Origin of the sequence: Micromonospora foliorum (assembly GCF_022229015.1) — a bacterium.
Lineage (GTDB): Bacteria > Actinomycetota > Actinomycetes > Mycobacteriales > Micromonosporaceae > Micromonospora > Micromonospora foliorum.
This window is the reverse complement of record NZ_JAKKFF010000583.1, coordinates 1-26,912: the sequence shown is the minus strand read 5'-3', so window position 1 is coordinate 26,912 and position 26,912 is coordinate 1. Positions and strand designations below refer to the sequence as shown.

Sequence of the window (26,912 nt, the reverse complement as noted above, 5' to 3'; positions counted from 1 at the left end):
GCGGTCGACAACCGACTCCAGCCACTGGTTGCGGCGGGTGGATGTCAAGTCCCTCCGATGCTCAATCCTTGTCAATTTTGGCCGGTTTCCGGGAATTGGCGGGCCTTGCCAGGCTTTGCGGCGTCACCGTAACGTCACTCGCGGGCATCGATTCTTCAGCGTTCGGTGGTCGAGTCGCGGAACGGAGCCCGGCCCGCCCCAGCCGATGCCCACGTCGGAAGGACAAGCATGGTGACGAAGCGTCCACGCACCCGTCGCACGGCAATCGGAGTGGCGCTGGCCATGGCGCTGACCGCCCTCCTGACCGCCCTCCCGGCGAGTCCAGCAGCGGCGGCCCCCGTCTTCGCCGACGGTTTCGAGAATCCGGCCATTCCCAGCGACTTCACGGAGTTCGCCGCCGGCCAGCAGTTCGGCGCATGGACCGTCACCGCCGGCACCGTCGGCCTGACCCGCGACTGGCAGGCCGCGGAAGGCAACCAGTCACTCGACCTCAACGGGTTCAGCCCGGGTGCGGTCGCTCGCACGCTGCCCACGAAGCTGCTCACCACCTATCGAGTGAGCTACGCCCTCGCCGGCAACCCCGACAACGGCCCCCTCATCGTGACGGGCAAGGTCACGGCCAACGGCCACACGGTCGACAGCTTCTCCTTCGACACTGCTGGCCACACGCCATCGGCCATGGGATACGTGTACAGAACCTTCTATTTCACGAACATCCTGTCCGCCGCCACGGTTCTGCAGTTCGCCAGCACCACGGCGGATGCCTTCGGCCCGGTTATCGACGACGTACGGGTCGAGAGCTGCCTGCTCGTCATCTGCCCCGCCGGCACGGCCGCTGCGGTCCGAATCGGCTAGCACCGGTCAGCCTGGTCGAGCACGTCCACGCCACCGGAGAGCAACTGAGGTTGCGTGACGCCGTGCGACTCCCAGCAACGTAGGTGGACGATCAACAGAGCGCCTGACCTCGTCATCGACGGGTCAGGCGCTTTGTTGATCTTGTTCGCCCCGAAGGGACTCAAACCTTCAATCTCCGTGCCCGCAACAGCTCCGAAACTACCGGTTGAAAAACTTGGAACTTTCTGCCAGCCTGAGAGCCATCGATAGACGTGAACGTTAACATCATCCCTTCAGCACTGGAGGCGCCTCACGCGAGCGTCTGGCCCACCCACCTGCGAGGTTCCCACGTCCACCACCTAGAGCCAGCGCCCGCAACCACCACCCAGCGGGCGAACGGACCCACTCATCGCAGCCCTCCGCCCGCTGGTCAGGTAGCTCGAGTCGCCTGACATCCGGGCGGACGCCCGAAGTGAGTTCCGGCCTGCTCGGCGGACTGAGCATCGTGGCCGCTGCCATCTGAGCCGGGTCCTCACTCGAACAGCGACAGAGCTTCTCCCATCCCACCACCGGAGGATCACCATGATTACCCGGACCCGTCCCACCGGGCGTACCCGACTACGCACTCTCACTTTTTCCGGAACAGCTGCGATAATTCTGGCCTTGGCCGTGTCGCTGCTGCCGAACCTGGCCCAGGCCGCCGAGACGACCCTCGGCGCGGCCGCGGCCCAGTCTGGCCGCTACTTCGGTGCCGCAGTCGCCGCGAACAAGCTCAGCGACAGCGCGTACACGACGATCCTGAACCGCGAGTTCAACAGCGTCACACCCGAGAACGAAATGAAGATCGACGCGACCGAGCCGCAGCAGAACACCTTCACCTTCGGCAACGCCGACCGGATCGTGAACCACGCCATCTCCCGGGGTTGGAAGGTCCGGGGCCACACCTTGGCCTGGTACTCGCAGCAGCCGGGCTGGATGCAGAGCATGGAGGGCACCGCGCTGCGCAACGCGATGCTCAACCACATCAACCGGGTGGCCACCTACTACCGGGGCAAGATCTACTCGTGGGACGTGGTGAACGAGGCGTTCGAGGACGGCAACAGCGGCGCCCGTCGTAACTCGAACCTGCAGCGCACCGGCAACGACTGGATCGAGGCGGCGTTCCGCGCCGCCGACGCGGCGGACCCGAACGCGAAGCTCTGCTACAACGACTACAACACCGACAACTGGACCTGGGCGAAGACGCAGGCCGTCTACAACATGGTGCGCGACTTCAAGTCTCGTGGGGTGCCGATCGACTGCGTCGGGTTCCAGTCCCACTTCAACGCGAACTCACCGTACAACAGCAATTACCGTACGACGCTCTCCAGCTTCGCCGCCCTCGGGGTGGACGTGCAGATCACCGAGCTGGACATCGAGGGCTCCGGCACGACGCAGGCCAACACCTACCGCAACGTGGTCAACGACTGTCTGGCCGTGGCTCGCTGCAACGGGATCACGGTGTGGGGGGTGCGGGACTGCGACTCGTGGCGGTCCAGCGGCACTCCGCTGCTCTTCGAGTGCAACGGCAACAAGAAGGCCGCCTACACGGCCACCCTCGAGGCGCTGAACAGCGCCGGTCCCGGGCCCACTCCCACGCCCACCACCCCGGGACCCACCCCCACCGTGCCACCGGGCTCCGCCAGCGAGATCGTCGGCACGCAGTCCGGCCGGTGCATCGACGTGCCCAACGCCTCACGCACCAACGGCACCCGGGTGCAGCTCTACGACTGCAACAAACAGACCAACCAGGCATGGACCTACACCTCAACCAAACAACTCCAGGTGTACGGGACCATGTGCCTCGACGCGGCCGGAACCGGTAACGGCGCGGCGGTACAGATCTACAGCTGCCACAGCCAGACCAACCAACAGTGGAACGTCAACTCCAACGGCACCATCAGCAACGCCCAGTCCGGACGATGCCTGGACGCCTGGAGCACCACCAACGGAGCCCAGATCCAGCTCTACGACTGCCACGGACAAACCAACCAGCAGTTCCGGCTCGCCTCCCTCGCGTGATGATCATGGTCGGCTCCGTGCGCGACCCGCGCGAGGGCGCGCAGACCTACAAGCTGCTGGGCGAGATCCACGACGCCTGAACTGGCCGGACTGAAACGGGCGGGCTCGGCATCACGCCGGGCCCGCCCGGACCACCCAGACCGCGGCGACGAACGCCTGCCGGCCGCGCCGGTGACGGCTACCCGAGCAGGTCGCGGGTGCGTGCCGCGATGCGAATGATGGTGCCTGCTGGTCCGCTGTCGACGAGGAGGTAGTCGGCCATCCGCCCGACCACCCACAGGCCCATTCCTCCAGCTTCGGACAGGGGCGGACGCTCGGCGCGCGGAACGTAGTGAGCAGTGTTGAAGCCTCGCCCCTGGTCGGTGACCTCACAGGTGAGCTGACCGTCCAGGAGCAGGCGTAGGTCGCCTCTGCCGCCCCCGTGCCGAATCACGTTGATCATCAATTCGTTGACCGCCGTGACCCAGTTCTCGATCTCGGCGTGGTCAAGGCCGCACCGGCGACTGACGGCCTCAACCTCGTGTCGAACGCGGGCGAGGTCTGCGAGGGTGAACGACGACGAGAACAGCGGCTTTCCGGCGGCGGGAGCATGCTGGTCGAGCGGTGGGTTCGCCACTGCTACTCCTCCCTGTGGAACGTGGAGCCGGTGACCTCACCGATGGACGGGCGAGGAGGGCTCTCCGGAACGTGTTCGCCGGACGACCAATGCATCGATGTGACATGGGAAGGTACCCCACCTCGGAGGCGCGACACTGTTGATCTCGCTGCTGGCATGCTAGTGGCGGCGCTCCGGCGTCTAGGCTTCCTGGGTGGCCGATGCCGAGCTGATGACGAATGAGGAGCGGCTGCGCCGTATCGGAGCGATCACCGATGCCGCTCTGTCGGGGCTCAACGTCGCCGAGTTACTCGACGAGCTGCTCGAACGCATCCGGGACCTACTCAAGGTCGACACCGCCACCATCCTGCTGCTGGACGACCACACCGGCGAACTCGTCGCGACAGCGGCCAAGGGCCTGGAGGAGGAGGTGCGCCGCGGTTTCCGCATCCGGGTCGGACGCGGCTTCGCTGGGCGAGTGGCGGCGACACGGGCGCCGGTCACGATCTACAACGTTACGCCCGACGACGTGGTCAATCCCATCCTGCTTGCCACGGGCATACGTGCCCTGCTGGGCGTGCCCATGCTCGTCAACGGCAACCTCGTCGGCGTACTACACGTCGGCTCCCTGGCTCTGCGGCGGTTCGGCCCCGACGACGTGCAGCTGTTGCAGCTCGTTGCCGATCGAGCCAGCCTCGCAGGTCAAGCCCGAGCTCAGGTCCTCGACCGGCAGGCAGCGCTGGCCCTGCAACACAGCCTGCTACCAGGCCGGCTACCCGACATCCCCGGCCTGGAACTGGCCGCCCGGTACGCACCCGGTCACGACCTGGGCATCGGCGGCGACTGGTACGACGTGTTCACGTTGCCCTCGGGCTGGCTGGGTGCCGTCATCGGCGACGTCTCCGGCCACGGGCTGCCATCCGCCGTCGTCATGGGACGCATCCGCAGCGCGCTACGCGCCTACGCACTCGATGCCGACGATCCCGCCCAGGCGCTGACCTCCCTCGACCGCAAGATTCACCACTTCGAAGCGGGCACCCTCACCACCGCCGTCTACGCCCTGATCGCACCCGACCGCGCGACGGTGCACCTCTCCTCCGCAGGCCATCTGCCACCGCTGCTGGCTGTCCCCGGCCAACCCACCAAGCTCGTCAACCTGACGGTGGACCGGCCACTCGGCGTGGGCCGACCACTGGCCAATCGCCGCACCACCGTGCTGGACCTACCGCCGGGTGCGGCGCTCGTCTTCTACACCGACGGACTGGTCGAACGCCGCAACGAACTCATCGACACCGGCATCGAACGCCTCGCCGACGCCGTACGGTCCGGGCCAGCCGAGACTCTGTGCGACCACATCATGGCCACCACCGCGGAGGAACACCCTAACGACGACATCGCCCTACTGGTCATCCGCCGTCAACCAGCGTCGGAATAGGGCGCTCAGGCAGCTGACTCGGATCTACGACAAGAACGGCTGCCGGTCGCTCCGTTGCTCAGGGCGCTCTCCGCTGATCGGCGGCCGTAGGAAACGGTTGTCCCAACCAGCATCACTGCTCCTGCGAAGAAGTAGGTGTTGATTCCGATGCCGGTCCAGAACTCGCCCGTGGAGATGTCCGACACCCCCATGAGGCCACCGCGCCGGATACCGGTGACCATCAGAAGGTTCTCCACCATTCCTGGAACACCCCGGATGACGAGCAGCATGCTGCCAGACATCAGTGGCATCAGAAGTAACCACCGGGGAAGATGTCGAGCCCGCGGGCGGACTGTGGCCAGAACGACAGCTGCCCCGATGGCCGACATCGAGATGAGCACCACGTTGAAGATCACGTAGGCCCTCATGCCCCACGGTCCATCACCGGTTGGATCGTCCCCGGGGAAGAACACCAGGATCACGTGGGACACCACAAAGAAAATCAACCAGACGAAGGCGCCGTACGCCCAGCGACGACCTCTACAAGCGGACATACCAGCACCCTCGCCAAGCCAACGCCTCAACGCCTCCCTCCCTGAGTGGGTTTCACTCCCTCAGAAGAGCGAGGTGAAGACTCGCCGGCACCCACCTGAGGCGGAGTGGCGGCGGTGTGCGGCCACGAGTGGCGGACAGCCGACACCGGAGCACGATGTAGCCGACTGTGACCATGGGATCACCCCGCGCACACTCCTCTCCGACATGTTCCCGTCGACTGGAGGAACAGATGCGTCTCCGATCGTTCGTCACCGCGGCCCTGGCCGCCGTCCTGGCCGCCGGCGCACTCGCGCCGCCGGCACCGGCCGCGGCGGCCACCGCCGACCGCTGGGGCTTCGCGTACGTCAAGGACCCCACCGTGCCGGTCTGGACGGTGTTGGACACCAGCCGGCAATGGGGTAGCTGGAAGACCGCCTTCCCGGCCGCCTGGGCCGACGGCGTCAAGCTCGCACCCGGCCGGTTCCAGGTCCGCTTTCCGCAGGTGGGTGCCAGCTCGCGGGGCGTGCCGCACGTGACCCCGGTGAACCGGACCGGTCACTACTGCGAGGTGGTTCGCTGGTTCCAGTCCGGCGCCGACGAGATCGTCGACGTGCAGTGCCACAAGCCCGGCGGCACGCGCGAGGACACCCCGTTCACCGTGCTCTGGACGACCAGTTCGGGCGTGCTGCCGGTCGGCACCTCCCACGCGTACGTGCAGTGGGGCGGTGGCGTGGTGGCGCAGTCGTACAACTCCACGGGCGTCGTGAACGCGGTCGGGCCGGTGGGCGTCGGGCAGTATCTGGTGCGGCTGCCCGGGGTGGGGCTGGCCGGAGTGCTCGCCGGCAACGTGCAGGTCACCGCCGTGCAGCCAAACGCCGGTCCCCGTCGTTGCAAGGTCTACTCCTGGAGCGCGGTCGGCAGCGACGTGCAGGTCTACGTCTTCTGCTACGACCAGGCCGGCGCGTTCACCAACACCGACTTCGTCCTCTCGTACCACCGTCGGCGACCCGTGATCGGCTCGCTCGGCCCGCCGTCGTACTTCGGTTACCTGGGTACCGCCGTCGGCGGGCCGACCAACGACAACTCGGTGCTCGGTGTCGGTGCGAACACGGTGGCGCCGCTGGCACCCGCCGGCCGCTACCTGGCGACCTTCCCGCAGGTCGGTATCAAGGAGACGCACGCCCAGGTGGTGGCGCAGGGCGCAGGCAGCAACTACTGCCACCTCACCCAGCCCTGGACGTACACCACCAACGCCGACGTCGACGTCATCTGCTTCGACAACACCGGCGCAGTCACCCCGCACCGCTTCCTGGCCACCTTCACCTCTCGACTCTGACGCCGCCCCGCACCGCGCCGGTGGTGGAGTTCCCATTGCCGGCGCGGTAGAGGCCCAGCACCAGTGGCAGATCCGGACAGCCTCGGCCCGGGGGCAGGCATCAACGCTTGTCATCCCGGTCGACCACCAGGGAGGTGCCTCACGACGACGTGGTCAGCCGACCCTGCCGGACCGATCGCCGAATCAGAACGAGGTCAACGGCCACGGCCCCGAACAGCGCAGCATTGGTGACCAACGAGATGATCAAGGGCTGGAACAGGAGCAGCACGGGGGTCAGCAGGCCGAGAATCGCCAGGCCGACCAGCCCGGGCCACGGCAGACGGTGGAACACCAACAGGTGGTACGTGATCCGACCGATCAGGAAAAGCACGGCTCCACCGACCATGAGCATCACCCAGGCACCCTGCGGATCACCCAGCGGGTCGCTGACGAGCACTTCGTTGCCAACCGCGGTGAGCAGCGTTCCCCCGATCACCATCGCGTGGCACAGTGCGACGGAGACCGCCATCCGTGGGCGATTCTGATCGAGGATGCCGCCGATTCGCAGATCACCGGGAATCAGATAACCGCGCCAGAGCAGCACCACGTTGAGGAACGCCAGTCCGAAGGCGAGTGTGCGCAGCCCAGTGATTTCCGCGCTGGCGTAGGCGAGACCACTGACGAGGATCGCCTCACCCAGGGCGATGATGAACACCTGCTGGTACCGCTCCGACAGGTGCTCGCCGACATTGCGCAGGCTCTCGTCCGGCACTCGGCCCAGCCCCGGAGTTGGCCAGCCCAGCCAGGCTATTCCGTAGTCGATGGCCAGGGCGACCAGCCACAGCACGACCCGCTCGTCCTCCGGCCGGAAAGCACCGACCAGCCACGGCACCGCAGAGATCGTGAACCAGATCATGATCAGCAGCGACCGCTGTTGCAGCGGATGCCCGCGCAGCAGCGTCAGCAACACCGCTCCCCGGAGGACGTGCACGAGGACGTACGCCCCGGCGAAGATGAATCCGTGCGCACCGAACGCGTTCGGTATCGCGGCCACCATCATCAGGCCGATGAACATGATGCTGAGAACGAGCCCCTTGATGATCAGCTGGTTGGGGTTGTACCAGTCGGTCGCCCAGGCGGTCGCGATCCAGATCCAGTAGACGCCTGCGAACAGGATCAAGGTCTCGAACGCGTTGCCCCAGCTCAGGTCATGGAAGAGCCGCCGCGACAGCAGGGTCAGCCCGAGAATGAAGGACAGGTCGAAGAAAAGCTCGAGGGCTGACGCCTGGCGCGGATGCTCGCGCTTACGCAGCAGCCCCGCCACCCGGTCGCCTGCCACTGTTCGTCCGCCTCACCCGATTCGTCGCACTCTTCGTATCACGGGATCCGGATGGGGCGGGACGTTACGACAGACCTCGGCCAGTGGCTCATCCCTCTCACCCTCGGCGAGGTCCGTCATCTCCTGCCGCACCCCGACGACTGCGTTCGGCGGCGGTGGCTGCCGGCCTCCGCGCCCCCCAACTTCCCGGGATCTGTAAACAACCCTTGATATTAAACTTTACGAACGTCAATATGTGGAGGATGCGGGTCGTCGACGCCTGGGGAGTGAGCCATGAGAAGCCGTCGGATTTTCGCAGTGGTAGCCGGGGCGGCGATGACCGTCACGGCCGCGGTCGCCTTCGTCCCCAGCAGCATGGCCGCCGTGTCCTCGGCCAACGCCGTCCCGATGGTCGCCTGCACCGCGCCGGCCTGGGCCGAGGGCAGCACCTACCAGGCGGGTGCCCAGGTCACCTACAGTGGCCGGCTCTACCAGGCACTTGTCACCCACACCGCGCACCCCGGCGCCGGCTGGAACCCCGCCGCGACCCCGTCGCTGTGGCGTGACCTGGGCGCGTGCTCGGGAACCACGCCGCCGCCCACCACGCCACCACCGACGACCCCGCCGCCCACCACGCCACCACCGACCACACCTCCCCCCACCACGCCGCCACCCACCGGTGGGACCTGCGCCGTGAAGTCACGGCCCGCCGGCAAGGTGTTGCAGGGCTACTGGGAGAACTGGGACGGCGCCTCCAACGGCGTACACCCCGGCCTCGGCTGGATCCCGATCACCGACAGCCGGCTCACCCAGCACGGCTACAACGTGATCAACGCGGCGTTCCCGGTGATCCGCTCGGACGGCACGGTCCTCTGGGAAAACGGCATGGACGCTGGCGTGAAGGTGGCCACCCCGGCCGAGATGTGCCAGGCCAAAGCGGCCGGCGCCACCATCCTGATGTCGATCGGCGGGGCCGCCGCCGGCATCGACCTGAGCTCCGCGGCGGTCGCCGACCGGTTCATCGCGACGATCGTGCCGATCCTGACGGCCTACCACTTCGACGGCATCGACATCGACATCGAGACCGGCCTGACCGGCAGCGGCAACATCAACACCCTGTCCACGTCGCAGGCCAACCTGATCCGGATCATCGACGGCGTGCTCGCCCGGATGCCGTCGAACTTCGGCCTGACCATGGCACCGGAAACGGCCTACGTCACCGGCGGCAGCGTGGTCTACGGCTCGATCTGGGGCTCGTACCTGCCGATCATCAAGAAGTACGTGGACAACGGCCGGCTCTGGTGGCTGAACATGCAGTACTACAACGGCAGCATGTACGGCTGCGCCGGCGACTCGTACCCGGCGGGCACCGTGCAGGGCTTCACGGTGCAGACGCAGTGCCTGAACAACGGCCTCTCCATCCAGGGCACCACCATCCGCGTGCCGTACGACAAGCAGGTCCCGGGCCTGCCGGCGCAGATCGGGGCGGGCGGCGGCTACCTGTCGACGTCGTTGGTCACACAGGCCTGGAACTCGGTGCCCGGCCTCAAAGGCCTGATGACCTGGTCGGCGAACTGGGACGGGTCGAAGGGGTGGACCTTCGGCGACAACGTAAAGCGCCTGCAGGGCCGCTGACGGGTAACGGCCCCGGGCCCACCGCCAGTTGGTCAGTGCGGTCGGTTGTCGAACCACCGTGAGTAGCGATCGGCATGGCTGGCCGGATCGAATCGGGTTGGCGGAGCCGGTCGGGGAGTCGGCGGCGCGTCAGCCCGGCACAGATCCCGCTGCCGCCGTACGCCCGCGCCGACGTCTTCATGCAGATGGCGCTCTGACCGCCGCGTCGTCCATCCGTCGCACCAGCCGAAGAACCCCGGATGCCGGTTTCGAGTCGGCGACCGCGGAGACGGAGCCGAGTTCGCGGCCGGCGCGGCACTGCGCGGCGGACAGCATCGGCATGACCGCCAGCTGCACGGCCCCGAGACGGGAAAGGCCGACGAACGACAGCGTGCAGCCGGACGTGGAACCTTCCACGGCGATGGTCAGGCCGAGTGCTCGGCGTGGTGCAGCACTTCCGCGATGAGACGCCTGGTTGCCTCCCCCTGCAGGGTGTAGGTGACCTCTCGTCCGCGTCGCTTGCGCCGGATCAACCGGGCCTCCTTCAGATACCGCAGGTGGCGGGCGATGACCGTCGAATCCGTGGACATGGCCTCCGCCAGCGAGGCAGGCGTCTGTTCACCGTCCTGAAGCAGCACGAGAATACGTATCCGGTGCTCGTAGGCCATGGCGCGCAGCACGACCACCGCCCGGTCCAGGGCGAAGCTCGTCTCGTCGAGGGGTGCGGTGCTCATGCCGCGAGCGCCTGCGGGCGGGCGGCCGCCGTGGGCCTGGATCTGACCAGCCGAGACAGCACTGTCGACAGCGCCAGGACCGCGGTGGCGGTCAGGGTGATGCTCGCGCCGGCGGCGACGTCCCAGCGGCTCGACGCGTACAGGCCACCGAGCCCGCCGAGAGCACCGAACGTGACGGCCAGGGCGGTGATGACGCTCAGCCGGTGCGACCACTGACGTGCCGCCGCCGCCGGCGCCACGATGAGGGCGAGGGCGAGGATCGTGCCGATCGCCGGGACGATCGTCACGACCGCCACCTGGATGGCGAGCAGCAGCACGACGTCCCAGACACCGGTCGCGAAGCCGGCCGCCTGCGCGCCGACCCTGTCGAAGCCGGTGTACCGCAGTGGACGGGCGCAGGCCAGCAGGACGGCCGCGACGACGACGAGCGCCACCGCGGTGGTCACGAGGTCCTGCGGGCTGACCGTGAGGATCGATCCGACGAGGAACGATGTCAGGTCTCGACTGAAGCCGTTCTGGGTGGCGACGAGCCCGGCGCCGAGCGCGAAGCCACCGGAGAGCATGACTCCGGTCGCCGCCGCCGTGTTCTGGCTTCGGTGGCGGCTGAGCGCGGCGACGCCCAGCGCGACGATCGCGCCCGCCACCACGCCGCCGACGACGATGTTGACGCCGATGATGGAGGCGGCCACCACCCCGGGAAACGTGGCGTGGGTCAGTGCCATGGTGAAGAAGGACAGTCGGCGTAGTACGACGTGAACGCCGACGAGTCCGGCGAGCGCGCCGGCGAGCAGCACCTCGGCGGTGGCCCGGTGCAGCGCGTCATCCCACCAGTTCATGAGGCGATCTCCTTGCGTTGGAGGCGATCCGCCCGTGGTTGCGCCTCGCCCGCAGCGCGCCCAGTGGGAGCAGCAGCAGGTAGGCGAGCACGAGCAGCAGGACGACGGCGGAGGCCGAGGTCAGGGAGATGCCGTAGTCGACCGATGCGGTCCAGCTGGCCAGTAGGCCGCCGTATGCGGCGACGAGGGTGAGGCCGGTGCCGATCATCGCCATCAGCGACAGGCGTGTGGTGAGCATGCGGGCGGTCGCGGCCGGCACGATGAGCAACGCCACCACGAGGATGGTGCCGACGGCGCGTACCGCGGCGACGACCACGAGCGCGACGATGATGTTGAGCAGCAGGTCGAGCCAGGCGGTCCGGAAGCCGGCGGCGGCCGCTCCGGCCGGGTCGAAGGTCCGGAAGATCAGAGCGCGGGCGCTGATCAGCAGCAGCCCGAGGATGACGACCGCCAGCACAGCGGTCTCCGCGATCTGGCGCGGCGTCACCGTCAGGATGCGCCCGAAGAGGAACGACGTCAGATCCGAGGTGTACGAGGAGCGCCGCGACACGAGCACCACGCCGATCGAGAACATGGCGGTGAGCACCACTGCGGTGGAGGCATCGTCGGACAGCGCCCCGCCCCGGCTGAACAGGGTCAGCACCACCGCGGTCAGGATGCCGGCGACAAGCGCCCCGACGACGATGCCCTCGATGCCACCGGCCAGGAACCCGATGACGACGCCGGGAAACACGGTGTGCGTCAGCGCGTCGGAGACGAACGACAGGCGGCGGGCGAAGACGAAGACACTTACCGGTCCGCAGATGAGGGCGAGCAGCGCGAGCTCGGCCAGGGCGCGCCCCATGAACGGTACGGTGAACGGCTCGATCACGGTTCTACCAGCACTGTCCGGCCGTCTCTCAACTCGATGGCGTGTCCGCCGTACGCGCGGCGCAGCGTATCGGCCGTCACCGTCTCATCGGGCGGGCCGACCGCCCACTGCCGGCCGTTGAGCACGCAGACCGTGTCGGCGAGCTCACGCGCGACCGTCAGGTCATGGGTACTCAGCACCAGGGTGGTCCCGACCGCGCTGAGGTCGCGCAGGACAGACAGGATGGCTTCCTGGCTCACCGCGTCGACGCCGTTGAACGGCTCGTCGAGGAGCAGCAGCCGTGGCTCGGCGGCGATGGCGCGGGCGAGCAGTACCCGCTGGCGTTGGCCACCGGAGAGGACACCGAAGTGTGTCCTCGCGTGGTCCGCGAGGCCGAGGCGGTCGAGTGCCTCGTGGACGCGGCGTCGGTCGGCGCTGCGGGTGGGACGCCACCAACCGATGCGTCGGTAGCGACCCATCATGACGACCTGACCCGCGGTCACGGGGAAGTCGGCGTCGAGGGAGTCGGTCTGCGGAACGTATCCGATGAGGGCTCGGGCCTGCGACGGTGTGCGCCCGAGCACGGTGGATGTGCCGGCGAGGACCGGAACCAGGCCGAGGATCGACTTGATCAGCGTGGACTTGCCGGCGCCGTTGGGCCCGATCAGGGCCAGGCGCTGCCCGGGGGTCAAGTCGAGGTTGACGTCGGTGAGTACGGGCGTGCCGTGGTAGCCGACGCTTACCTGGGCATAGCGGAGGGTGGCGTCGGCCACCGCGACACCGTCCATGTCAGCCGCCCAGAGCCGTGACGATGACCTGGGTGTTGTGCCGCTCCGCGCCGAGGTAGGTGCCCTCGGGGGTGCCTTCGGCGCCGATGCTGTCGCCGTAGAGGGCGTCCTCACCGCCGATGACCTTGACGTTGGCCTGGTTGGCGATCGCCTCGGCGCTCTTGGGTGGCAGCGACGTCTCCGCGAAGATGGCCTTCGTGCCGGTCGCCTTGATCTTCGCGACGAGGTCGTTGAGCTGCTTCGCGCTCAGCTCGGCGGAGGTGTCGAGGCTGGGGATGACCGAGCCGACGAACTGCAGCTTGTACCGGTCGACGTAGTAGCCGAAGGCGTCGTGGTTGGTCACGAGCTTGCGCTGGTCGGCAGGGATCCGGGCGAAGGCGGCCTCGTTGTCGGCGTCGAGCTTGTCGAGTTCCGCCGTGTAGTTCCTCAGATTGCCGGCGAAGGCGGCAGCGTGCGCGGGGTCGGCGGCGGCGAGGCCCTTCTCGATGTTGGCGACCATCGTCTTGGCGTTCAGCGGGTTGTGCCAGATGTGCGGGTCGTGCTCCTCGCCCTCGTGCGCGCCCTCGCCCTCCTCGTGGCCGTCCTCGCCCTCCTCGTGGCCGCCCTCGCGCAGGGTGACGCCCTGGCTGGAGTCGACGACGGTGCCCTTGAATCCGGCCGACTCGATGGTCTGGTCGAGCCACTCCTCGAGGCCGACACCGTTCTTGACGACGATGGCGGCCTTGCCGATCGCCTGGATGTCGGCCGGGGTGGGCTCGTAGTCGTGCGGGTCCACGTTCGGCTTGATGAGCTGTGTGACGGTGACGTCGCCGCCGCCGATGGTGCGGACGAAGTCGGCCACCTCGGGGGTGGTGGCGACCACGGCGAGCCCGGTGCCGGCCGAGGCGTTGCTACCGCCCTCGGCGGCGTCGTCACCCGAGCCACAACCGCCAAGGAGAACGAGCGCGGCGGCGGTCGCCGCGGCGATGATCGTGCGTGGTGCATGCTTCACGAAAACACTCCATTCCTGAGATCCGGAACGGTAATCGTTTTCACTAAGTATCGTCTAATAGCGAGATGACCACACGTGCATGTGTCGTCCCCGCAGCGCTCGGGGACCGGACGGTCGACTCTCAGGCCACGGCCGCCAGCGCCGCGTGCCTGCCACATCTCCAGAGGATCCCGGCCTCGCCGAACCCGGCCTCACGAGCGGCGGCGGCATGCCAGGAGCCCGGAGCGGTGAACTCGGCCGGCGGGCGGTTCTCGAAGATCGCCGCCCGCTGCGCCAGCAACGGGCGCAGCACCTGCAGGTCCGCGATGCCGCTCCACCACTGCGCCCAGGCCAGCTCCGCGACGGCTTCGTCCGGGGCGGGGTTCAAGGCGCCCATCAGCGATGGAAGGCCCTCGTCGGGCATGAGGTCAGCGACGATGAGCAGCCCGCCGGGAGCCAGGCAACGGCGGGCGTCGTCGTAGAACGCGCGCACCTGAGCCGGGGGCAGGTAGTGCAGGGTCATGACCACTGTGACCAGGTCATAGCCGCCGCCCGCGCGGTCCACCCAGCCCGGCGTCGACAGGTCGCCCTCCAGCGCCCGCACCTCGCCCAACAGGGCGCCGCGCGCCAGCGCGAGTAGCACGGGATCGATGTCCATGAGGGCGATCGTGGCATCGGTCCACCGCCGGACCATCCGCTCGGCGAGCAGCCCTGGTCCGCCACCCAGATCGAGCACCCGGTCGGGCGACCGGCCACGAACAGCCTCGGCGACACGGCACAGCGTGTCCTCAAGGCTGGCCAGGTGCGGCACGAATCCTTCCATGACCTGCGCCCAGCTCTCACGCCACCGGACGGCTTGCGCGCGGTCGAGCACGGCGCCGGGGGCGCGGGCGGTCGTTGCCATGGGTGCACTCCGGGACGGCGCGCGGACAGGACGGCCACACGATAACGGAAGCCATTTCCGACAGCGTAGGCGATCCGCGGCAGACGAACCGGCATATCGCGGTGCGTGTCGGTCAATCGCGGTCGAGCTCCGCCAGGACCGACAGGAGCCGGTCCACCTCCTCGGCGGTGTTGTAGACGTGCGTGCTCACCCGTACGGATGCCGTCTTCTCGCCCTGGTCACCCTGACAGTGACCGTCCGCGCGAACCAGAAGGCCGTGCGCGGCCAGGATGAACCCGAGGTCGTTCGAGCCGATCAGACGGTGGCGAAAAGCCACGATGCCCTGGCGCTGCTGCGTCGGGGAGTCGGCGGCCAGGCTGCTCTGACAGCCCAGCACCTCAACGTTGGACAGCGTGCGCAACCCGTCGGTGAGCCGCGCGCCCAGCGCGGTGTTCCACCGGGCGACGCGGTCCAGGCCGGCGGCGTCGAGCCAGTCCAGCGCGGCGACCAGGCTGATGATGCCACTGGTGTTGGGTGAGCCGTTCCAGCCGGTCGGCGCGTAGGTCGGACCGCGCTTGTTGCGCGCCCAGATCGCGCCGGTGCCCGGCAACGCCATCGCCTTGTGCCCGGAGAACACCACAAAGTCGACGTCGGTCGCCGTGGTGGACAGCGGCAGGTGTCCCACGCCCTGCGCGGCGTCGAGACAGATCGGGACGGTCGGTCCGGCAGCCGCGCGCAGCCGGTGCACGTTCATGTCGTTGCCGTAGACGTGGTGCACGTGGGTCGCGGCGATCAGGCGCGTCCGATCATTGATCATCGCCGCCAGCCGGTCGGTGTCGTAGTCGTGGGCGGCGTCGTAGGGCATCGCCCGCAGGTTGATGGACATGCCGTGGTGCCGCAGCATCTGCGCGATTTCCAGCCAGGGTTCGTTGTTGGCGGCGTGATCGGCGAACGGCACGATGATCTCGTCGCCGTCGCGCAGCTGCGGGGCGAGCCAGTCGCGGGCGATGGCGCGCAGGCCCTCGGTGGTGCCGCTGACGAAATGCACACCCGAACGCTGCGGCGCCGGATCGTCGAGGAAGCGGCGCAGCCGGTCGCGGGCCTGCTCGATGCGGGTGGTGGTCCGGTTCGCCCACGGATAGGTGCCCCGGGCGGCGTTGGCGTTGCCCGTCGTCAGATAGGTCAGGACGGCGTCGAGGACCGCCTGCGGCTTCTGCGAGGTGGCGGCGCTGTCCAGGTACGCCACGTCGGGGTTGGCGGTGATGAGCGGGAACTGGCCGCGCAACGTCTCCTGCCACGGGCGCAGCTCGTCGAGAACATCCATGTCAGTCGCGCACCAGCTCGGCGCCGGCGTCGCGCCAGGCGATGATCCCGCCGTCGAGCGAGCGTACGTCCGGATGCCCCATCCGGGTCAACAGAGCGGCGTAGCGGGCGGACTTCTCCCCCACCGGGCAGACCAGCAGCACCGGCTGGCGGCGGCCGAACGGCAGCCCACCGTGGAGCAACTCGGCGAAGAGCTCGTCGACGATGTTGATCGAGCCGTCGATGTGCAACGCCTGGTACGCGAACGGACTGCGCAGGTCGACCACCAGCCCTCGGCGCTCGGCTATCCACCGCTCGGCTTCCGCGACATCCACGGTCACCGCCTGCCGCACGTCCGCGTCGGTAACCGTGCGGACGGAGTTACGCCGCGGTGGCCGACCGAACAGCTCGGGGCGCCGCTCCCGCAGGTAGCTCATGTAGCTCTCGACGCGGTCACAGACGATGAAGACCGCCGTGCGGCGTTCGGTGAGCTGCGCGTCGATGGCGCGCAGATGGCGTACGGCGCCCTGGTAGGCGCCGCCACCGGTCGGCCCGGCCAGCGTGCCACACCGGCGCACGAGAGTCAGCAGACCATCGATGGCGTCGTCGGCGGTGATCGTCTCCACCGTGTCGTAGACGTCGGGGTCGAAGAGGCCGACCTCGTGCACCTCGTCGATGGTGCGGATCCCCGGGATGAAGTCGGACTTGTGCGCCACCAGCCCGACGACGCGCACGTCAGGGTTGTGCTGGCGCAACGCGGACGCCACGCCGGTAGAGGAGCCGGCCGTTCCGACGCAGGCGATGAAGTAGTCCGGGGCTCGGCCGTCGAGGTCCTTCACGATCTCCGGGCCGGTGCCGTTCAGGTGCGCGTCGACGTTGAGCTCGTTGAAGTACTGGTCGGTGTGCAGGTAGCCGCCACCCGACCCGGCGAGCCGGTGGTACATCCTGGTCAGCGGGTCGTCGGTGTCGGTGGGGTCGAGGCATTCGGCCTGCCCGGGCAGCTCGTCGATCTGCGCGCCGAGCAGCAGCAGCAGGTCCTTGATCTCGGCGACCTTCATGCGGTTGGTGACGCTCTTGAACGTCAGCCCGTGCATCCCGGCGATGACCGCGAGGGCCTTGGCCGTGTTGCCGCTGGACAACTCGACAACTGTGTCACCGCGCTCAACGGCCTGGGCGAGCAGGGGTCGGGCCATGTTCCACGCGGCGCGGTCCTTCAGCGAGCCGAACGGGTTGAGCAGCTCCATCTTGGCGTACAGGTCGATGTTGCGCAGACCGTGCACGGCGGAATCGATGCGTACCAGTGGGGTGTTGCCGATGGCATCGGTCATGCTCTCGAACCTCATGGTGCCTCCGCACGATGGTGAACGGGCCAGTACTGCTCGTCGAGGCACCATCGCCACGCGCCGTCGTCGCGGTACAGCGCGACCTTGCGGCCGATCGGCTGGCGCAGCGCGTGCGTGGCGCTGAAGTCCATCAGGTAGCCGGCGGTGTTGACGAAGGCCAGCAGGTCGCCGGGGCGGGGCCGCGACGGCAGGAAGACCTGGCGTCGGGTGATGAGATCCGCTTCGAGACAAAGGTTGCCGAACAGGTACACCCCCGCGGGCCCCGGAGCGGCCGGGGTCGTCCGGTGCACGACGACCGGGTCCATCAGGACTCCGTGTTCCTCGAGGCTGACATCGCGTGCGTTGCAGTCCAGGCGCACGATCGTGTCACCGTTGGCCTCGTCGCGTACCTCCAGAACGCTGGCCAGGACCAGACCGCACTGGTCGAGCAGCGCCCGACCCGGCTCGACGTGCAGGTCGTACATGTTGTCCAACAGCAGTGTGCCGAGTGGGCGGCGCTGCTCTGGGGACGTTGTTCGCAGCAGCCGATCGAGGTACGCGGGTCCGGAAACGGGCCGGTGGGCGGGGTACAGGTTCAGCGCACCCCGAACGTGGCCACCCTCGGCGCGCAACCCGTAGCCGTGCCCGTTCCAGGTCAGTGGCGCCCGTCTGCCGAGCACTGCCTCGGTCAACGCGGAGGTGTACTGCTCCCACTGCGTGCCGTCAGCGAGGTAGTTCACGCCGAACCCACCGCCGATGTCGACCGACCACGGGCGCAGACCGCGTCGACGGCACTCGTCGAGGGCGCCGAGGCAGCCCTCCAACGCGACAGCCTTTTCCGGCAACCCGATCGTGTCGAGGTGAAACGCCACTCCGACCAGATCGAGGGCAGCGGCGTGTTTTGCGATTGTGTCGAGGACCTCGCTCACTGCGGCGGCCGACACCCCGAAGCGGCTGCGGCGACTGCCGAGCTGCACGCCTGTCGAGGTGAAGCCCGACAGTCGTGCCATCACCCGTACGGGCGGCAACGACCAATCCGTGACCAGTGCGGCGAGCGTCGCCAACTCGCCGACCGAATCGGCGCTGACGGTGACTCCGGTGCGGGCGCACAGCCAGAGGAACTCCTCGTTCTTCGGCCCGGTCGCCATGATCCGCTGCGGCACGAAGCCGGCACCGAGCGCGTGCTGCAGCTCGGCGAGCGACGCCACGTCGATGCCCGCGTCGGTGGCGGCGAGTTCGCGCACCAGGGCACTGGATCGGTTGGCCTTGTGCGCGTAATAGATCTGACCGGATAGTCGGTGGCCGGAAAAGACCGATCGGAATGCGGCGACGTTGTCCGCCAATTGCTGTGGCAGAATCACGCCGAGTGGAGACCCCAACGCGTCGGCTAATTGTGTCATCAGGACGGTTTCGTCGAGCGCCGACCGCAGCGTCGGATCTATTTGCGGGGCCAGATGAAGAGGCAATGCGACTCCTCGGGTGAGTCGTGGCGCCACGGACGCCGCCACCCCACTCGCCGAAAACCCTTAGTGACGACGGCCTGCTTCAACGTAACCGATGTTCCGACGCCCGCCAAGAGGCGGCAGACCAGCGACTGGACACCCCGCCGCCATATATACGAGTGCGCATATGTGGCGATGCTCGTCAATGTATGCGTCGACAATCCAGCAGAACCGACGACCGCGACGCGAAGTCATTGTCTTCACCTGCCGCACCGGGGCACGCTGAACAATCGCGGTACGCGGTGCCGGCGGCGGTTCAGCCTTCGGCGCAGGCCGCGATGCCGACGATCCCCAGCCTGTGGCCCACGGGGCTGATCACGCTGTCCTGTCACCGGCGATGGCGGTCCGCCAACGCCCCACCGCGAAGGTCGGAGCTGGTGGCACTCCTCGGCGCGGCGCCTACGAGTAGTAGACGCCGCGCCGATCGGATCCGCCGGGGCTCACGCGTCCTACCGGGTCGGACAACGACGGTGAGTTGGCTGATCAGGTGCGGTGGGGCGGGTCAGGAGAGAACCTCGAAGGTAAAGGTCTTGGTGCCAGAGCTGACGGTGGCGCCGCTGGAGGCGAGCATGCCGGTGACTTCGAAGGTGACGGCGTAGGTGCCGGCGGCGTCGAAGCCCCAGTTGACGTGGGCGTGGGTGTTGTAGTTGACGTTGAGGCTGTCGGGCAGGCCGTTCCCGCTGTCGAACAGCACGGTGGGGGTGCCGCCGGAGACGGTGTAGACGCTGAAGCCCGCAGGACCGGAGACGCTTGTGAGTTTGAAGGTGACCCGGTTGTTCTGGAAGATGCCGCTGGGCACCTCGGCGGTGTTCCAGCCGACCCAGAGCAGTCCGGCGCTGGACTGCGGCAGGACCCACGCCTGACCGCCGGTGCCGAGGAAGGACCAGGCCGAGGCGCTGGGCACGGTGATTGTGGCGGTGTTCGGCACCCGGAAGAGCACGTCGGCGGGGTTGCGTTCGACGCTGGTGGTGCCGGTGCCGTCCAGGACGTTGACGGTGAGCGCGCCGGCGGCGTAGTCGACGTCGATCATGTCGACATGGCCGCTGGAGAGCACCACCGGTGCCGCGGCGACGGGCGTAGCGGTGCCGACGAGCAGTGCGCCGGTCAGAAGGAGACCGGCGAAGAACCTGTTGCGGGTACGCATGCTGTTCACGCCTTGACCGTGAAGCGGAGCGTGGCGGGGTCGGAGGTCACCTGCTGGCCGGTCGCGGCCAGGGTGCCGGCGGCGCGCACGGTCACGCAGTAGGTGCCAGCCTTGTCGAACGCCCAGTTGGCGTGCGTGTGGCCACCGGCGGTCAGCGTGATGGTGTCCGGGAGGCCGTCGCCGCTGTCGACCAGGACGGTTGGCTGGCCGACGGCGTTCTCGGTGTAGATCGCGAGCTGACCGGGGCCGGCAACCGACTGCACGGACAGCGTCACCGCGTCGCCTGCGAAGACGCCGGCTTCGATCTCCTCGGCGGCGAGGCCCGGCCAGATCAGGTTGGTGTTCTGGATCTGCGGCAGGACCCAGACGGTGGACACGCCTGGGGTGCCGAGGAAAGCGTAGGCGGGGTCGGCGGGGACGGTGACCCTGGCCTGACCCTTGACGACCAGCTTGACCTCGTCGGTGCCGTACTCGACGTCATTGTCCTCGTCATGGATGCCGACCTCCAGCGTGCCGGCCTCGTAGGCCACGTCGACGAGGTCGAGATGGCCGGTGTTGAACACCACGGCAGACGTGGTGGCGGCCTGGGCGGGCAGGGCCGTGGCGACCAGTGCCACGCCCAGGACACCCGACGCCAGCAGATGACGGATGGTGCTACGCACGAAGAGACTCCTCTCCCGCGAAGGTCCCGAGTGGACCGACGCTTAATGAAAACGATAGTCGTTTTACTTTGCCGCCGATAGGGCTGGACGCGCGTCGTCGCCGATCTCCTGCCCGCCGGGGCGTCGCCACCGTCGAGTCAGGAGGCCGTGTCGCGGGGCGAACAGCCAGGCGGCCAGGAAGACCGCGGTGGCGACCAGGACGATGGTGCCGCCGACCGGTGTGTCGTAGCTCCAGGACAGGTACAGCCCGACGGTCGCCGAGACGCCGCCGATCAGCGGGGCGAGCAGCATCATGACGCCGAGCCGGTCGGTGAGCAGACGGGCTGCCGCCGCGGGGGTGATCAGCAGGGCCAGGACGAGGATGTTGCCGATGGTCTGCAGGGAGATCACCACGGCCAGGGTGACCAGGACGTAGAGCACGATGTCGAGCCAGAACACCGACAGCCCCATGGCGCGGGACATCTCCCGGTCCAGGCAGATCGCGACGAATTCCTTGTGCAGGGCGAGCACCAGGCCGAGGATGACCAGGCCGGTGCCCCCGACGACGTACAGGTCCCGGTCCGGGATACCGGTGATCGAGCCGAAGAGAAACTGCTGCAGCGACCCGGCGTAACCGGGGGCCCGCGAAATGATCACGATGCCGAGGGCGAACGCGCCGACCAGGAAGACGCCGATGATTGAGTCCTCCTTCACCCGCCGGTTCTGCGAGAAGATCGCGATCAGCAGGGCGGTGGCGACACCGGCGACGGCGCCACCGAGCACCAGGCTGCCCTGCAGGACGAAGGCGACCGCGATGCCCGGGAAGACCGCGTGCGCCACGGCGTCGCCGATGAACGCCATGCCGCGCAGGACGACGTAGCAGCCGACGACTCCGCAGACGATGCTGGACATGACCGCGATCGCCAGCGCCTTGGGCAGGAACGCAAGGTCGGGGTTGAGCAGGTCGGTGAGGAAATCGGTGATCGACATCAGGTTGCCCTCACGAGCTTCAGTAGCGGGGAGGTTTCACTCACCCCGAAGGTCTTCGTCCACAGCTCGGCGTCCTGCAGGTCCGCCGGCTGTCCGTCGGCGATGATCCGGCCGTTGAGCAGGACCAGACGGGTGCAGGAGTCCACCGCTGCGACGAGATCGTGAGTGGTCATCAGTACCGCGCGATCCTCAGCCGCCAGGCTGGTGAACAGGTCGCCCAGCAGTTCCTGCGTGGGCATGTCGAGCCCGGTGAAGGGCTCGTCCAGCAGCAGGATGCGCGGCGCGAGGGCGAGAGCCCGCGCGACCAGGACGCGTTGACGTTGCCCGCCGGACAGCTCACCGACCGGCCGGCGCCGCAACCCGGTCAGCTGTACCCGGTCCAGTGCGTCGCCGACTGCCCGCCAGTCGGCGACGCCAGGCCGGCGGAGCAGGCCGATGTGGCCGGTCCTGCCGCTCATCACGGCCTGTTCGACCGAGATGGGGAAGTCCCAGGTGAACTCGTGGCGCTGGGGGACGTAGCCGATTTCGGAACGGCCGGGACGCGACGGCTTGCCCTCCACCATCACGGTGCCACCGCGGGTGCGGGTCAGGGCCAGGACGGCGCGCAGCAGAGTGGTCTTCCCGGCGCCGTTGGGGCCCAGCAGCCCGACCAGTTCGCCCCGGTCCAGGTGCAGCCGGATGTCCCGCAGGACCGGCCGGCCGCCGAGGTCCACGTCCAACCCTTCGATGTCGAGTGCTCTCACCGCTGGCCCTCCGACACCGCAGCCGCACGTTCCTGTTCCGCCCGGCGCTTCGCGCCGCGTCCGCGTAGCAGCAGGAGGACCAGCCCGACGGCGAGCAGGGCGGCCGTGCCTCCCAGCGCGATGAGCAGGGGTGTCGTCGACGTGCCGGCAGACCCGTTGTCTGCGGCCCGGTCCTCGCCAGCAGGTGCCTGCCCGGCTGCGGCGGGGATGTCCGCGATGGCGGCGAACGCCTCGTCGGCGCTGGTGGTGTCGCCCACGGCGAGGCGCAGTGTGCGGGTCGCCGAAACCGTCTCGCCGTTGATCAGCTCCGCCGACGCCCGGACCGCGACCAGGTAGACGCCGGGTGCGGTGAACACCCAGTTGGCGTGGGTGTGGGTGTTGACCTCGGCCCAGAACGGCTGCGCGGTGGGGTCGGCGGAGCGCCAGAGCGGCTGGGGTGCGGCGAAGTTGCCCGACTGCAGGTAGGTCGTAAGGTTTCCCGGTCCCCGTACGCCGAGCAGGGTCAGCGTGACGCCCCGGTCGATGGTCTGCATCACCCTGGGGTCCTGGGTGTTCCAGCCGAGCCAGACGACGTTCTGGTTCTGGGTCTGCGGCACCACGTACACCCGCTTGCCGGCGTCGACGCCGAGGAAGGCGTACGCCGGGTCGTCGGGAACGGTCTGCAGCGCGGCGTCGGAGATCCGGAGCAAAGCCTCGTCGGGGTTACGCCACACCGGTCGCGCCTGCGTGCCGTCGTGGATCAGCAGCGTCCACTGGTTGTCGACGTAGCGGGGGCCGATGTCGACGTGCCCGGTGGCCAGTTCCACCCGGCCGGTGGCCAGGGGCTGGTCGGCGGCGATCGACTGGCCGAGGCCCGGTGTCGGCTCCTCGGCCCGGGCCGGGGTCTGCGTCGTGGCCAGCACGATGACCGTGGCCACCACGCATCGCAGGATGGCGCTTGTCGTACCGGGGCGGCGTCGCGCCCGTCCTGCCGTCACTGTCTCCTCCATCACTTGTCCGTGGTCAGGCAGTCGTGCAGCGATTCGGCGTTGAACCGCATCATGTCCGCATACGTGGTGACGTCCCGGTCGAAGGTGTCGCCGTAGATCGGGCAGACCCGCAGCCCTTCCTCGCGGGCCACCTCGGTGAGAGTGGTGGATCGGGCCGCCAGGTTGGGCTCCAGGAAGACGGCGGAGATCTTCAGGTTGCGGATCGTCTCGGTGAGACGGCGGCGGTCGGCGAGGCTCGGCTCGGTGGCGGGATTCGGGGTGACGAAGCCGGAAATCTGCATCCCGTACGCCTGGCCCAGGTAGCCGAACGCGTCGTGGGTGCTGACCAGGTGGCGTCGTGACGGCGGGATGCGGGCGATGGTGTCCCGGACCTGGGTGTCGAGCGTCTCCAGTTCCCGGATATAGGCCGAGGCGTTCGCGCGGTAATCCGCCGTGCCCTGCGGGTCGACGCCGATCAGGGTGTCCCGGATCAGCTCCACATAGGAGATGGCGTTGCGGACGTTTTGCCACAGGTGCGGGTCGATCTCGCCGTGCACGTGCTTGCCGAGCACCGCCTGCGGGAGCTGGTAGACCTGGGTGCCGGGCCGGCCGAGGAACCGGAACCTGCGGTCACCGGGCACCTCCAGCAGCGCCTTGTTCGGCACCTCGATCACGGTGCTGGCCGGGTCGTACACCCGCTGGTTGGCCTCGCCGCTGCCCTCCGGGTCGGCGAACAGGTAGAGCCGGCGCTCGTCGAGGTCGACCGTGACGTCGGCGTGGCCGGCGTTCAGCACCTCCGCGCCCGCCATCCCTGGCACCGAGTGCGGGTCCACTCCGACGGCGAAGGTGAACACCTGCTCCCCCAGGGACACGGGCGCGGTCTCGGGGGTCACCGCCAGGTGCGCCCGCATGGTCAGCCGGTAGACGCCGGGCTTGGTGAACGCCCAGCTCATGTGGGTGTGGGCGTCGGGCGGCAGCGTGGCGGTGTCGTCCCGGTAGCCGTTGGCGGCGTCGAACCCGTCGCCGGAGTCGACGTAGAACGACGGGTTGCCGAACGACTCGGTCAGGTACGCCCGTACCCGACCCGGTCCGTCCGCGGCGGTCGCACTGAGCAGCACGTCGGAGGCGCGGTTCGCGCCCTGCGCCGCACCGGTGCCGCGCACTCGCATGCCCAGCCAGATGGTGTCCAGTGACACGTCCTCGACCAGGGGGATAATCTCCGCGGCGTACTTCACCGCGCCCTCGGCCAGCGAGATGTTCGGTACACCGTCGCGCAGGTTTGCGTCCAGTGCCTTGATGACGGCCTGCTCCTCCAGGAGCAGGTAGTTGCTGAACGCGACGTCGGCGTAGACGACATCCCGGACGTCCCGCAGCGACGGCTCATAGCTGTGCGGGTCGGCGGTGTCCGGCACCAAGGAACTGACGGCCACTCGCTCACCACCGACGTTACTCACCAGGTCCCGCAGGATGCCGGTGGTCGTGATGACCTGGACCCGGTCGTCGTCGGCGGTCAATGCCACCTCCGACCGGCAGCCGGCGATCAGCCCCACGATCAGCAGCGGCAGGATCGCCTTCCGCAGCCGTGGCGCGACCAGATGGCTCATGCGTCTGCCGTCGCGAGGCCGGCGCGGCGGCGACGGGTCAACAGCACCAGCAGCACCCCGACGGCGACGAGAACCACGCCGGCCGCGCCCGCCGTCAGCACCCTATCGGCGCCGGTGCGCGGGAGACGGCCGGCACCGCCCTGGTCTCCCCCGTCGTTGTCCCCGCCACTCCCGGTGCCATCGCCGGAGCCGAAGCCGCTGTTCGGGTCGGTGCTGTCGCCGACGGCGAGGGTAAGCGTCTTCGTGTCGGTGACCGCCTTGCCGGCGCTGGTGGTGCCGTTCATCTGCACGGCGAGGCGGTACAGGCCGGGCGTGCTGAACGCCCAGTTGCCGTGCGCGTGGGTGTTCAGCGGGACGCCCAGTTGCTGCGGGAACGCCTTGGCGGAGTCGAACAAAACGTCGGCCTTGCCGAACGAGCCGGTCAGGAAGAGGGCGAACCGGCCGGGCCCGTTGACGCCCTTCAGCGTCCACGTGACGTTGCCCTTGACACCCGACACGACGGACTCGTGCTGGGTGTTCCAGCCGGGCCAGACGATGCCCGCCTGCTGGGACTGGGGTAGCAGCCACACGGTGTCGCCCTGCTTGCCGAGGAAGTCGGCGCCGGCCGGCACCGTGATCTTGGCGTTGTCCTTGACCTGCAGGACCACGTCGGCGGTTTCCCGCCAGACGGGAGGGCTCGTCCGGTCGTCCTTGATCCGGATCGTCCACCTGTCGCCGGGCAGTTGGGGGCCCATGTCGACGTGCCCGTCGGCAATCACCTGGCGGGCGCCCGTGGCGGTGGTGGCCGCCGCCTTCGGGACCGCCGGTGCGGCAGCGGCGGGCTTCGGCGTGGCGGCGGGCTTCGGCGCAGCCGGGGGTGGGGCGAGTGCGCGCGTTGTCGACTGCCCGTCGGGGCGCGTCGCCGGCTTCGCTGGAGCCGGTAGTGGCGCCTGCTCGACCGGGCTGATCGCGGGGACCCGCACCCGGTACGTCGCCTCGGCGCCGACCTTCTCGCCGGAGCGCAGGGTGGCCGAGCCGGTCAGGGTCAACCGGTAGTCACCGGCCGCGTCGAAGGCCCAGACCACGCCGCCGGTCCGGGTCGCCACCGGCAGCCGCACCGTCCGCTTCAGGCCCGGGCCGCTGCCGAAGAGCGGGGTCGCCGTGCCGAGACCGGACAGGGTGTACGCGGTGAACGTTCCCGGCCCCTCGACCGAGCGCACGGTGAGGGCCACCGCGTCGTCGGTGACGACGCCGGGTCGTACGTCGGTGGTGTCCAGCGCGGGGAACCCGCTGTCGCCCGCGGACAGCGACCACACGACGTGCCCCGGCGGACCGAGGAAGGCGAAGCTCTTCCCTGCCGGCACCCGGCCGGCCAGCCCGCCATCCGGGCCGAGCACCACCTCGGCCGGGTCGTGTCCGGCCACGCCGAGGGACACCTGCGCGGCGTCGCGCAGCCGCAGCGACATCGAGTCGCCGTTCAGCGCGACGGACACCAGGTCCGCACCGACCGCGCTGACCGCAGCCGGTTGCGCGACCGCCGGCACACCCCCAACGGCCAACGCCAGTACGGCAAACGCGAGACCGGCGGCGCCGGCGCGCATGGTTCTCATCCTCATTGCCTGCTCCCCAGACGATTTCGTAGTAGTTCATCGACGTCGTGCCGCGCCGTGACGGCGTGACTCGCGGCGTTGACGCCGCCCGATGCGATGGAGAGGGCCGGCGCGGCACCCCCGGTTCGGCACAGCCGTGTCATCGCTCGTCCCGCACCGCGCGGTCAATGCCCGGCTGTCGGTTGTGGTGGCCCGGTTCGCGACGATCGGCGTCCGGTACCGGGCGATCCGGCGGCACGCTGCCACCACCGCCCCGGGAGCCCGCGCCGATCGCGGCGGGGGCCGCGGCCTGCCCGCCGTCCTGGGTCCGTTCGGTCTCCCTGCTGGCCTCGGCACGGCCCTCCTCCCGGGCGGGGGCCAC

At 68.8% G+C, this 26,912-nt stretch carries 25 protein-coding genes and 2 pseudogenes; 6 read left to right on the top strand and 21 right to left on the bottom strand.

The features are described 5' to 3' along the window. Nucleotides 1-270: 270 nt before the first annotated feature. Together PSH25_RS33080 and PSH25_RS33075 are read left to right on the top strand one after the other, a co-directional pair. On the top strand, nt 271-855 hold the full coding sequence (locus PSH25_RS33080) for a DUF642 domain-containing protein (RefSeq protein ID WP_238662796.1): 585 nt from the start codon (nt 271-273) through the stop codon (nt 853-855). 648 nt (nt 856-1,503) lie between these two features. After that, complete coding sequence (locus tag PSH25_RS33075) at nt 1,504-2,895, top strand: endo-1,4-beta-xylanase (RefSeq protein WP_372492896.1); 1,392 nt, start codon at nt 1,504-1,506, stop codon at nt 2,893-2,895. 178 nt (nt 2,896-3,073) lie between these two features. On the opposite strand, the gene PSH25_RS33070 is transcribed toward PSH25_RS33075, so the two are convergent. Beyond that, nucleotides 3,074-3,511 (bottom strand): ATP-binding protein, encoded by a 438-nt coding sequence (locus PSH25_RS33070; protein ID WP_238662794.1) that lies wholly within the window; start codon nt 3,509-3,511, stop codon nt 3,074-3,076. A 193-nt stretch (nt 3,512-3,704) separates the two neighbouring features. Between PSH25_RS33070 and PSH25_RS33065 the strand changes: the two genes are divergently transcribed. Further along, entirely contained in the window at nt 3,705-4,925 is a 1,221-nt protein-coding gene (locus tag PSH25_RS33065) for a PP2C family protein-serine/threonine phosphatase (RefSeq protein ID WP_238662793.1), read from the top strand. A gap of 5 nt (nt 4,926-4,930) precedes the next feature. Here PSH25_RS33065 and PSH25_RS33060 read toward each other — a convergent pair whose 3' ends face one another. Next, entirely contained in the window at nt 4,931-5,386 is a 456-nt protein-coding gene (locus PSH25_RS33060; RefSeq protein ID WP_238662792.1) for a hypothetical protein, read from the bottom strand. A 302-nt stretch (nt 5,387-5,688) separates the two neighbouring features. Here PSH25_RS33060 and PSH25_RS33055 point away from each other — a divergent pair, with 302 nt between their 5' ends. Further along, complete coding sequence (locus PSH25_RS33055) at nt 5,689-6,774, top strand: hypothetical protein (protein ID WP_238662791.1); 1,086 nt, start codon at nt 5,689-5,691, stop codon at nt 6,772-6,774. 139 nt (nt 6,775-6,913) lie between these two features. On the opposite strand, the gene PSH25_RS33050 is transcribed toward PSH25_RS33055, so the two are convergent. Further along, nucleotides 6,914-8,077 (bottom strand): low temperature requirement protein A, encoded by a 1,164-nt coding sequence (locus tag PSH25_RS33050; protein ID WP_238662790.1) that lies wholly within the window; start codon nt 8,075-8,077, stop codon nt 6,914-6,916. 288 nt (nt 8,078-8,365) lie between these two features. On the opposite strand from PSH25_RS33050, the gene PSH25_RS33045 reads away from it, so the two are divergent. After that, complete coding sequence (locus tag PSH25_RS33045; protein ID WP_372492894.1) at nt 8,366-9,706, top strand: carbohydrate-binding protein; 1,341 nt, start codon at nt 8,366-8,368, stop codon at nt 9,704-9,706. A 74-nt stretch (nt 9,707-9,780) separates the two neighbouring features. Further along, nucleotides 9,781-9,903 carry a hypothetical protein gene (locus PSH25_RS33830; protein WP_274528300.1) on the top strand — a complete coding sequence of 41 codons (123 nt, stop codon included), beginning with the start codon at nt 9,781-9,783 and terminating at the stop codon, nt 9,901-9,903. 49 nt (nt 9,904-9,952) lie between these two features. On the opposite strand, the pseudogene PSH25_RS33040 reads toward PSH25_RS33830, so the two are convergent. The 18 genes and pseudogenes from PSH25_RS33040 to PSH25_RS32955 form a co-directional block, all read right to left on the bottom strand. Beyond that, nucleotides 9,953-10,072: pseudogene (locus PSH25_RS33040) on the bottom strand (cation transporter); the annotation flags it as partial. A 38-nt stretch (nt 10,073-10,110) separates the two neighbouring features. After that, nucleotides 10,111-10,419, bottom strand: coding sequence for an ArsR/SmtB family transcription factor (locus PSH25_RS33035; RefSeq protein WP_238662788.1), 309 nt, complete (start codon nt 10,417-10,419; stop codon nt 10,111-10,113). Beyond that, nucleotides 10,416-11,255 (bottom strand): metal ABC transporter permease, encoded by an 840-nt coding sequence (locus tag PSH25_RS33030; protein WP_238662787.1) that lies wholly within the window; start codon nt 11,253-11,255, stop codon nt 10,416-10,418. Before PSH25_RS33030 ends, PSH25_RS33035 begins: the two co-directional genes overlap by 4 nt. Then, nucleotides 11,239-12,126, bottom strand: coding sequence for a metal ABC transporter permease (locus tag PSH25_RS33025; protein WP_238662786.1), 888 nt, complete (start codon nt 12,124-12,126; stop codon nt 11,239-11,241). Before PSH25_RS33025 ends, PSH25_RS33030 begins: the two co-directional genes overlap by 17 nt. Then, on the bottom strand, nt 12,123-12,893 hold the full coding sequence (locus tag PSH25_RS33020) for a metal ABC transporter ATP-binding protein (RefSeq protein ID WP_238662785.1): 771 nt from the start codon (nt 12,891-12,893) through the stop codon (nt 12,123-12,125). Before PSH25_RS33020 ends, PSH25_RS33025 begins: the two co-directional genes overlap by 4 nt. A gap of 1 nt (nt 12,894) precedes the next feature. Further along, on the bottom strand, nt 12,895-13,884 hold the full coding sequence (locus PSH25_RS33015; protein WP_238662784.1) for a metal ABC transporter substrate-binding protein: 990 nt from the start codon (nt 13,882-13,884) through the stop codon (nt 12,895-12,897). Between the two features lie 121 nt (nt 13,885-14,005). Continuing rightward, nucleotides 14,006-14,767, bottom strand: coding sequence for a methyltransferase domain-containing protein (locus PSH25_RS33010; RefSeq protein WP_238662783.1), 762 nt, complete (start codon nt 14,765-14,767; stop codon nt 14,006-14,008). Nucleotides 14,768-14,879: 112 nt separating this feature from the next. Further along, a complete protein-coding gene (locus PSH25_RS33005; RefSeq protein WP_238662782.1) occupies nt 14,880-16,070 on the bottom strand; it encodes an aminotransferase class V-fold PLP-dependent enzyme in 1,191 nt (396 codons plus the stop codon). A 1-nt stretch (nt 16,071) separates the two neighbouring features. Beyond that, the gene (locus PSH25_RS33000; protein WP_238662781.1) at nt 16,072-17,376 is read right to left on the bottom strand and encodes a pyridoxal-phosphate dependent enzyme; all 1,305 of its coding nucleotides are present in this window, start codon (nt 17,374-17,376) and stop codon (nt 16,072-16,074) included. 11 nt (nt 17,377-17,387) lie between these two features. After that, nucleotides 17,388-18,866, bottom strand: a complete 1,479-nt coding sequence (locus tag PSH25_RS32995; protein WP_238662780.1) for a Y4yA family PLP-dependent enzyme — start codon at nt 18,864-18,866, stop codon at nt 17,388-17,390. A 508-nt stretch (nt 18,867-19,374) separates the two neighbouring features. Then, nucleotides 19,375-20,025 carry a choice-of-anchor M domain-containing protein gene (locus tag PSH25_RS32990; protein ID WP_238662779.1) on the bottom strand — a complete coding sequence of 217 codons (651 nt, stop codon included), beginning with the start codon at nt 20,023-20,025 and terminating at the stop codon, nt 19,375-19,377. Then, nucleotides 20,022-20,678 (bottom strand): choice-of-anchor M domain-containing protein, encoded by a 657-nt coding sequence (locus PSH25_RS32985; RefSeq protein ID WP_238662778.1) that lies wholly within the window; start codon nt 20,676-20,678, stop codon nt 20,022-20,024. Before PSH25_RS32985 ends, PSH25_RS32990 begins: the two co-directional genes overlap by 4 nt. 63 nt (nt 20,679-20,741) lie before the next feature. Then, on the bottom strand, nt 20,742-21,647 hold the full coding sequence (locus PSH25_RS32980; protein WP_238662777.1) for an anchored repeat-type ABC transporter permease subunit: 906 nt from the start codon (nt 21,645-21,647) through the stop codon (nt 20,742-20,744). Further along, the gene (locus tag PSH25_RS32975; protein ID WP_372492895.1) at nt 21,647-22,360 is read right to left on the bottom strand and encodes an anchored repeat-type ABC transporter ATP-binding subunit; all 714 of its coding nucleotides are present in this window, start codon (nt 22,358-22,360) and stop codon (nt 21,647-21,649) included. Before PSH25_RS32975 ends, PSH25_RS32980 begins: the two co-directional genes overlap by 1 nt. Nucleotides 22,361-22,386: 26 nt before the next feature. Then, on the bottom strand, nt 22,387-23,367 hold the full coding sequence (locus PSH25_RS32970) for a choice-of-anchor M domain-containing protein (RefSeq protein ID WP_502361373.1): 981 nt from the start codon (nt 23,365-23,367) through the stop codon (nt 22,387-22,389). Between the two features lie 11 nt (nt 23,368-23,378). Beyond that, nucleotides 23,379-24,962: an anchored repeat ABC transporter, substrate-binding protein gene (locus tag PSH25_RS32965; protein WP_238662774.1), complete on the bottom strand. Its 1,584-nt coding sequence runs from the start codon at nt 24,960-24,962 to the stop codon at nt 23,379-23,381. Further along, complete coding sequence (locus PSH25_RS32960) at nt 24,959-26,542, bottom strand: TIGR03773 family transporter-associated surface protein (RefSeq protein ID WP_238662811.1); 1,584 nt, start codon at nt 26,540-26,542, stop codon at nt 24,959-24,961. Before PSH25_RS32960 ends, PSH25_RS32965 begins: the two co-directional genes overlap by 4 nt. Nucleotides 26,543-26,690: 148 nt before the next feature. Beyond that, nucleotides 26,691-26,912, bottom strand: a pseudogene (locus PSH25_RS32955) (WxL protein peptidoglycan domain-containing protein); the annotation flags it as partial.

Excerpts from the sequence above, each read along its gene's own strand:
- PSH25_RS33055 (WP_238662791.1), top strand. The coding sequence starts at position 5,689 with ATGCGTCTCCGATCGTTCGTCACCGCGGCCCTGGCCGCCGTCCTGGCC.
- PSH25_RS33045 (WP_372492894.1), top strand. The coding sequence starts at position 8,366 with ATGAGAAGCCGTCGGATTTTCGCAGTGGTAGCCGGGGCGGCGATGACC.
- PSH25_RS33830 (WP_274528300.1), top strand. The coding sequence starts at position 9,781 with ATGGCTGGCCGGATCGAATCGGGTTGGCGGAGCCGGTCGGGGAGTCGG.
- PSH25_RS33035 (WP_238662788.1), bottom strand. The coding sequence starts at position 10,419 with ATGAGCACCGCACCCCTCGACGAGACGAGCTTCGCCCTGGACCGGGCG.
- PSH25_RS33030 (WP_238662787.1), bottom strand. The coding sequence starts at position 11,255 with ATGAACTGGTGGGATGACGCGCTGCACCGGGCCACCGCCGAGGTGCTG.
- PSH25_RS33020 (WP_238662785.1), bottom strand. The coding sequence starts at position 12,893 with ATGGACGGTGTCGCGGTGGCCGACGCCACCCTCCGCTATGCCCAGGTA.
- PSH25_RS33010 (WP_238662783.1), bottom strand. The coding sequence starts at position 14,767 with ATGGCAACGACCGCCCGCGCCCCCGGCGCCGTGCTCGACCGCGCGCAA.
- PSH25_RS33005 (WP_238662782.1), bottom strand. The coding sequence starts at position 16,070 with ATGGATGTTCTCGACGAGCTGCGCCCGTGGCAGGAGACGTTGCGCGGC.
- PSH25_RS33000 (WP_238662781.1), bottom strand. The coding sequence starts at position 17,376 with ATGACCGATGCCATCGGCAACACCCCACTGGTACGCATCGATTCCGCC.
- PSH25_RS32980 (WP_238662777.1), bottom strand. The coding sequence starts at position 21,647 with ATGTCGATCACCGATTTCCTCACCGACCTGCTCAACCCCGACCTTGCG.
- PSH25_RS32965 (WP_238662774.1), bottom strand. The coding sequence starts at position 24,962 with ATGAGCCATCTGGTCGCGCCACGGCTGCGGAAGGCGATCCTGCCGCTG.
- PSH25_RS32960 (WP_238662811.1), bottom strand. The coding sequence starts at position 26,542 with ATGCGCGCCGGCGCCGCCGGTCTCGCGTTTGCCGTACTGGCGTTGGCC.